8 protein-coding genes and 1 riboswitch are annotated in these 5158 nt (G+C 56.6%); of the genes, 7 read left to right on the forward strand and 1 reads right to left on the reverse strand.

The window, feature by feature from the left end; translation table 11 throughout:
• Positions 1-268 (forward strand): UvrB/UvrC motif-containing protein (locus RTY00_RS19380; protein ID WP_312665598.1); only part of this gene is annotated, 268 nt, incomplete at its 5' end.
• An 86-nt stretch (positions 269-354) separates the two neighbouring features.
• Here the strand turns inward: RTY00_RS19380 and yvcK are convergent.
• Positions 355-1257, reverse strand: a complete 903-nt coding sequence (gene yvcK, locus RTY00_RS19385) for a uridine diphosphate-N-acetylglucosamine-binding protein YvcK (RefSeq protein ID WP_008102701.1) — start codon at positions 1255-1257, stop codon at positions 355-357.
• A 196-nt stretch (positions 1258-1453) separates the two neighbouring features.
• A riboswitch (molybdenum cofactor riboswitch) is annotated at positions 1454-1589 on the forward strand.
• Here yvcK and moaA point away from each other — a divergent pair.
• From moaA to RTY00_RS19415, 6 genes are all read left to right on the forward strand, one after another.
• The gene (gene moaA, locus RTY00_RS19390) at positions 1579-2565 is read left to right on the forward strand and encodes a GTP 3',8-cyclase MoaA (RefSeq protein ID WP_008102699.1); all 987 of its coding nucleotides are present in this window, start codon (positions 1579-1581) and stop codon (positions 2563-2565) included. (Overlaps the previous riboswitch by 11 nt.)
• A 17-nt stretch (positions 2566-2582) precedes the next feature.
• Complete coding sequence (gene moaB / locus RTY00_RS19395) at positions 2583-3098, forward strand: molybdenum cofactor biosynthesis protein B (protein ID WP_101763177.1); 516 nt, start codon at positions 2583-2585, stop codon at positions 3096-3098.
• A gap of 2 nt (positions 3099-3100) precedes the next feature.
• Positions 3101-3586, forward strand: coding sequence for a cyclic pyranopterin monophosphate synthase MoaC (gene moaC / locus RTY00_RS19400; protein ID WP_312665603.1), 486 nt, complete (start codon positions 3101-3103; stop codon positions 3584-3586).
• On the forward strand, positions 3579-3824 hold the full coding sequence (moaD, locus tag RTY00_RS19405; RefSeq protein WP_312665605.1) for a molybdopterin synthase sulfur carrier subunit: 246 nt from the start codon (positions 3579-3581) through the stop codon (positions 3822-3824). The genes moaC and moaD overlap by 8 nt, the downstream gene beginning before the upstream one ends.
• Positions 3824-4279: a molybdopterin synthase catalytic subunit MoaE gene (gene moaE, locus RTY00_RS19410; protein WP_179451517.1), complete on the forward strand. Its 456-nt coding sequence runs from the start codon at positions 3824-3826 to the stop codon at positions 4277-4279. Before moaD ends, moaE begins: the two co-directional genes overlap by 1 nt.
• Positions 4280-4359: 80 nt before the next feature.
• The coding region (locus RTY00_RS19415) for a DUF1615 family protein (protein ID WP_312665607.1) at positions 4360-5158 on the forward strand (799 nt) is incomplete at its 3' end.

Here is a 5158-nt window from a genome sequence, read left to right on the forward strand (position 1 = left end):
GCCGCAAGGGCTCAACAAGAAGATCACCGATATTCTTGAGCTCGGCAAAAACGTGGTGAAAACGCGTGGCAAAGGCAAAACCGCGTCACGCACTGCGGCAGAAGCCGAAGCCAACTATATGGCGCTTACGCCGCAGGCGATGCAGAAGAAAATTCACGAGCTGGAAGGGCAGATGCAGCAACACGCGCAGAATCTGGAGTTCGAAGAAGCCGCCAGCGTGCGCGATCAGTTGCATCAACTGCGCGAGCTGTTTATTGCGGCTTCGTGATGGTTGTATTCAGGTCGCCATAAATGGCGACCCTACAGGAATTCAGCGTGGTTTTCGTAGGGTGCGCATTCATGCGCACCTGGAAATTAAACGGCCTGAATGGCGTGTTCCAGCGCGATACGCAGCAGCTGGCGGTCGTGGCGATATTTGATGTCGGCGGCTTCCAGCGGTTCGCGAATGATTAAACGCTCTTCCACGCCGCGAATATCGGCGGCCGGACTGACTACCACTGCATCAATCACTCGCTTGCCAATCGCTTTCTCCATGATCGCCAACTTATCGGCCACATTCAGGCTGGCTGCCGCCGGGCTCAGTTCGCGGCCCAGATTGCCAATAAACACCATGGTGGCTGGCGTGCGACGCAGCGCGCGCGCCATATCTTCCATCAGCAGAATCGGCATCAGGCTGGTGTAAAAACTGCCGGGACCAATCAGAATCAAATCCGCTTCGCCTATTGCCTCAATCGCTTCGCGGGTCGGCAACACGTTGGGATGCAACATCAACTCTTCTGGCGGCTGCTTCATCTCATCAATCGCGGTTTCGCCGTACACCATGTTGCCTTCGCCATCCTGCGCCACCAGGTCGACCGGCTGTTCCGACATCGGGATCAGAAACGCATCAACCTTAAGCAGATTACGAATGATATTGATGGCTTCCAGCGGGCGTACGCTCAGGTGATCGAGCGCCTTCAGCATCAGGTTGCCCAGGTTGTGGCCGGCCAACTCACCATTGCCGGTGAAGCGATACTCAAACATCGCGGTGGCGACGCTGGGTTCGGTAATCAACTGGTTTATGCAGTTGCGCATATCGCCCCACGCAATGCCGCCTTCCGAGCGGCGAATGCGGCCGGTGGATCCGCCATTATCGGTGGTGGTGACAATGCCGGTTAAGCGCGAGCCTAACGGTGCCAGCGCCGACATCACGCGGCCCAAACCGTGTCCGCCACCTAATGCCACTACGCGGTCCAAATCTGCCAGGGTTCGATTCATGTTTCTCCTTTGTCACTGACGTCCTCGCGTTGAGGCGTAGTTGAACTGATGTGCATCAATATCTGTGATGCATTTTACCGTATCCTGTCGCGAAAATGCGGTGAAAAACACGTTATACATCAAGATATATAGCGAAATTCACTGATGGATGCGAATCGCTAATCGCGCTACCATTCGTTTTAACCGTGTTGTCCATAATGACAACAAACTCCCAAGCCTGGTTTCCTAAGTCGTTAAAGATATGGAAGGCAGGCCGCAGCCTTGAGCTGCCAGGGTGCAGAAAGAAATGACTGCATCTCCCGACTTTGGAAAGGTGTTCAGGTGCCACAATTTACAGATGCCTACGCGCGCAGCTTTTACTATCTGCGCCTGTCGGTCACGGATGTGTGTAACTTCCGTTGTACCTACTGCTTGCCGAATGGCTACAAGCCGAACGGTTCGAACAATAAAAGCTTTCTCTCGCTGGATGAGATTCGTCGCGTGACGCGTGCCTTTGCGGCTGCGGGCACGGAAAAAGTGCGCCTGACGGGCGGCGAACCTTCTATGCGTCGCGATTTCACCGACATCATCGCCGCCGTGCGAGAAAACGCCGCTATTCGCCAGATCGCGATGACCACCAACGGTTACCGCATGGCGCGTGACGTACGTGCGTGGCGCGCTGCCGGTCTCACTCACATCAACGTCAGCGTCGATAGCCTCGACGCACGCCAGTTTCACGCCATTACCGGCCAGGACAAATTTGCCGAGGTGATGGCGGGAATCGACGCCGCCTTTGATGCCGGTTTCGAGAAGGTGAAAGTGAACAGCGTGCTGATGCGCGATGTGAACAGCCACAGTCTCAGCACCTTCCTTGAGTGGCTGCGCCTGCGACCGATTCAACTGCGCTTTATCGAACTGATGGAAACCGGCGAAGGCAGCGATCTGTTCCGCCGTCATCACATCTCCGGTGAAGTGATTCGCGATCAGCTGATCATGCAAGGTTGGCAACGCCAGCCGCGCGGCCGCAGCGACGGCCCAGCGCAGGTGTTCCGTCATCCCGATTATCAGGGCGAAGTGGGCCTGATCATGCCGTACGAGAAAGATTTTTGTGCCAGCTGCAACCGCCTGCGCGTCTCGGCGCTGGGCAATTTGCATCTGTGCCTGTTTGGCGATGGCGGCGTGTCGCTGCGCGATCTGCTGGCCTCTGACGATCAGCAAGATGCGTTGCAGGCACGCATTGCGCACAGCCTTGGACAGAAAAAGCAGACGCATTTCCTGCATCAGGGCAACACCGGCATCACACAAAATCTCTCCTTTATTGGTGGCTAAACACAGGAGTTACGGCCATGGGTAAACCTTCTGGCGAATTTGTCGCCTTAAATGTGGCGGTGATGACCGTCTCGGATAGCCGCGATGCCAGCAATGACACATCCGGCGATTATCTGCGTGAAGCGTTGGCGGAAGCCGGGCATCAGGTGGTGGATCGCGCGATTGTGCCGGATAACCGCTATCGCATTCGCGCCACGGTGTCGCGCTGGATTGCCAGCGATGATGTGCAAGTGGTGATCGTTAACGGCGGTACCGGTTTCAACAGTAAAAACAGCACGCCAGAAGCGTTGCTGCCGCTGCTGGACCGCGAAATCGAAGGCTTTGGCGAGTTGTTCCGCATGATCTCCTATGAAGAGATCGGCAGCTCGACGCTGCAGTCGCGCGCGGTGGCCGGATTAGCCAATCAGACGCTGATTTTTGCCGTGCCGGGATCGACCAACGCCTGCCGCAGCGCCTGGGAACGCATTATTGAAGATCAGCTGGATGCACGTACGCGTCCGTGTAATTTCGTCTCACATTTGAAGAAGTTGTAAGCATGTCATCGTTAACTCATATCAATGCCGCTGGCGAAGCCCACATGGTGGATGTCTCAGGTAAAACCGAAACGGTGCGCGAAGCGCAGGCCGAAGCACTGGTGCTGATGAGCGCCGAAACGCTGCAGATGATTATTGACGGCAGCCATCACAAAGGTGACGTCTTCGCCACCGCGCGCATCGCCGGTATTCAGGCGGCAAAACGTACCTGGGAACTGATTCCACTCTGCCATCCGCTGATGCTGAGCAAAGTGGAAGTCAGTTTGATTGCTGAACCCGAGCACAATCGCGTGCGCGTCACCTCGCTGTGTCGTCTGACCGGTAAAACCGGCGTCGAGATGGAAGCGTTGACGGCGGCGTCCGTCGCGGCGCTGACCATCTATGACATGTGCAAAGCGGTGCAAAAAGACATTGTCATCGACCAGCTGCGTTTGCTGAGCAAAAGCGGTGGCAAGTCCGGCGACTTCAAGGCGGTGAGCCATGATTAAGGTGCTATTTTTTGCTCAGGTGCGTGAATTGACCGGCACCAGCTCACTTGATTTGGCTCCAGAATATGAGGACGTCGCGACATTGCGCGCGGCGTTAGCGGAGAAGGGCGATCGCTGGGCGCTGGCGCTGGAGTCTGGCAAGTTGCTGGCGGCGGTAAACCAAACGCTGGTGCCGATGACTCATCCGCTGCGTGCCGGTGATGAAGTGGCCTTTTTCCCGCCGGTGACCGGAGGCTGATGATGGAAACGCGGATTCGTGTGGGATCAGAACCTTTCAACGTCGGCGAAGAGTACGAAAAACTCGCCGCCCATGACAGCGATGGCGCGGTTGTCACCTTCACCGGCAAAGTGCGCAATCACAATCTTGGCGCCAGCGTGGCGGCCTTAACGCTGGAACACTATCCCGGCATGACGGAAAAAGCGCTGGCCGATATCGTTGAAGATGCGCGTCAACGCTGGGCGTTGCAGCAGGTCACGGTAATTCATCGCGTTGGCGAACTGTTTCCCGGCGATGAGATCGTGTTTGTGGGCGTCAGCAGCGCGCATCGCGGCAGCGCATTCGCCGCTACCGAGTTCATCATGGATTACCTGAAGACCCGTGCGCCGTTCTGGAAGCGCGAAGCCACCGCTGCAGGCGATCGCTGGGTCGATGCCCGCGACAGCGATCATCAGGCCGCTGAGCGCTGGAGCTAGCGCGCAAAATCCTCCGGCTCCGATAGCGGCAGGCCACTGAAAACGTTAAGGTACGGTTTTTGTTGGCGTCAGGGAGCAGGATGAACACGAGCAAGATGATGAAAGGCGCAGCATTGCTGGCTGCGCTGGTGCTGGTTGGTTGTAGCACCAAAAAAGAGCCGCAGGTGCCTGTACGTCAGCCCGCCGATGTTAAAAGCCAAATCCAGCAGTTGTTGCCCAGCGACGTGAAGCAGAAATCCGCCTGGGCCGACGACATCTATACCGCGTTCCGCGTGCAGCAAATCGATGCCAGCGTCAGTAATATCTGCGCAGTGATTGCCGTTACCGATCAGGAATCCAACTTCAGTGCTGATGCGGAAGTGCCGGGCTTACCGAAAATCGCCTGGGGCGAAATCGATCGCCGCGCCGCTAAAGTTCACGTTCCGGCATTTCTGGTGCGTACTGCACTGCTAATTAAATCGCCGAACGGTGAAAGCTATGCCGCGCGTCTGGATAAAGTGCGCAGTGAGAAAGAGCTGAGCGCCATCTTTGATGATTTCATTGATATGGTGCCGATGGGGCAGAAGTTGTTTGGCAACCTTAACCCGATTCATACCGGCGGGCCGATGCAGGTCAGCATTGAGTTTGCGGAAGCGCACGCCAAAGGCTATCCGTATGCGGTTGACGGCTCGATTCGTCGCGAAGTCTTCACCCGTCGCGGTGGTATCTATTTCGGCACGCTGCATCTGCTCGGCTATCCAGCCGATTATAGCCAGCCGCTCTATCGCTTTGCTGATTTCAACGCCGGTTGGTACGCCAGTCGCAACGCGGCATTCCAGGCGGCAATTGCGCGCGCCAGCGGCATCAAGCTGGAACTGGATGGCGATTTGATTATGTATG

The sequence above is a fragment of the Pantoea sp. CTOTU49201 genome (assembly GCF_032054795.1).
GTDB lineage: Bacteria > Pseudomonadota > Gammaproteobacteria > Enterobacterales > Enterobacteriaceae > Pantoea > Pantoea symbiotica.

Excerpts from the sequence above, each read along its gene's own strand:
- yvcK (WP_008102701.1), bottom strand. The coding sequence starts at position 1,257 with ATGAATCGAACCCTGGCAGATTTGGACCGCGTAGTGGCATTAGGTGGC.
- moaB (WP_101763177.1), top strand. The coding sequence starts at position 2,583 with ATGGGTAAACCTTCTGGCGAATTTGTCGCCTTAAATGTGGCGGTGATG.
- moaC (WP_312665603.1), top strand. The coding sequence starts at position 3,101 with ATGTCATCGTTAACTCATATCAATGCCGCTGGCGAAGCCCACATGGTG.
- moaD (WP_312665605.1), top strand. The coding sequence starts at position 3,579 with ATGATTAAGGTGCTATTTTTTGCTCAGGTGCGTGAATTGACCGGCACC.
- moaE (WP_179451517.1), top strand. The coding sequence starts at position 3,824 with ATGATGGAAACGCGGATTCGTGTGGGATCAGAACCTTTCAACGTCGGC.